This is a genomic window from Roseateles sp. P5_B10 (assembly GCF_056400485.1).
Genome location: NZ_JBFULE010001084.1, coordinates 1 through 1,460 on the forward strand (window position 1 = coordinate 1; position 1,460 = coordinate 1,460).

General features: G+C 64.5%; 1 protein-coding gene and 1 pseudogene. One reads left to right on the forward strand and one right to left on the reverse strand.

The features are described 5' to 3' along the window. Positions 1-552: 552 nt before the first annotated feature. Positions 553-783 (reverse strand): RNA-binding S4 domain-containing protein, encoded by a 231-nt coding sequence (locus AC1DU6_RS31025; RefSeq protein ID WP_457322893.1) that lies wholly within the window; start codon positions 781-783, stop codon positions 553-555. A 256-nt stretch (positions 784-1,039) separates the two neighbouring features. Here AC1DU6_RS31025 and AC1DU6_RS31030 point away from each other — a divergent pair. Continuing rightward, positions 1,040-1,460, forward strand: a pseudogene (locus AC1DU6_RS31030) (hypothetical protein); the annotation flags it as partial.

Sequence of the window (1,460 nt, forward strand, 5' to 3'; positions counted from 1 at the left end):
GGTTGGACACCTGGCGAGCAGTTTCAACGACGAGTGCGGCCGTTTTGCCGCTCACGGGGGGCACTAGCCCCCTGATTCGGTGGACTGGGTTCATGGCATGTCTCCTGGCGCGCTCGTACAGCGCGCGCTTTGTCTTTGTTGGGCATGCCGCCCCCTGGGCTCGAGCGTTCGCAAGGAAGCAGGCGCAGGCCCGCCCGGCACCGACCCGTCAGGGATCAGGCGCGCAGCGCTTCAGCAATGGCAGGGGACGGGGGATCGGCGGCAGGCCGAGATGGCGCTTCGGCCCTCGCGGCACCGGCTCGCTTGGGCGTCAAACAGGGGAGCGGGCACAGCAGGCGCCTCGCACTGCGTCGGCTGACGAAACCCCGGCCACCCGGCGGTATCCGGTCAGCGGTTTCGGCTCAGCGAGCAGTTGGAACAGTGTTTCGTTTTTGGGATTGACGGTCAACGCCGGGCAATCCCTGAGGGCATTTGTTCAGGGGGCGAGGCGAACCCGCAGGCAGCGTTGTCGGCCGCTCGCACGATGAACGCCTCACCGTCATGACGGCCGAGTCAATCGCCGCTCGGCCCCTGGATCACCCTGACCTGCTGGCCGCCAAACTCAACGAGCTGGCCGGCGCGCATCTTGGCCGTCTTGCGCAACTCGACTTGGCCGTCCACCCTGACCTCACCGGCCGTGATCAGCGCGCGCGCCCGGCCGCCGCTGTCGGCCAGGCCGGTGGCTTTGAGCAATTTGTCGAGTTCGATGAACTCGCCGCGCAGTGGGAGGTCGATGGCAGGCATGCCGGGATTGTCGTCGCCGCGCTCCCGCGCGCGCTGCTCGACGTGGCCGTATGCTGGCCCGCGCAAGGTCATCATTTATTCCCACCCCCCTAGAATATCTATGTCGAAAACATTGACAGTCATTTCATTCGGACACACCCGTGAATAGGAATTAGTGTGTACCAACAATGACTTAGGTAACTTGGCACGGGTGGTGCTAACGGAGGTTGTCTGGCGGTTTTTTCCGCATCTTCAGCAACCCTCAAGGGAGTTCTCGATGACCAAGTTCCTTACCTCCGTGGCACTTGCCGCAGGCCTGATGGCCGCTGGCAGCGCCAACGCCTACCTCGTCTTCACCGGCGTCGACAACAACGGCAATGCCAGCGCACAAGTCGCTCCCACGAACTCGATGGCTGCTGAAACCAGCTTCAAGAGCAACCTCGTCGGCGTTGGCACGGAAAACTTCGAAACCCGTGCTGGCGGCGCGCCGCTGGCCCTGGACTTCGGCGCTGCCGGCACCGCCACGCTGAACGGCGCTGGCTCTGTCGCCACCAACACCGCCGGCAACACCAACGGCGCTGGCCGCTACTCTGTCCCCGGTGGCACCCGCTACTGGGAAGTGTCTGCCGGTGGCGGCAGCCCCTTCCAAGTGGACTTCACCAATTCCCTGGCAGCCTTCGGCTTCTACGGCATTGACC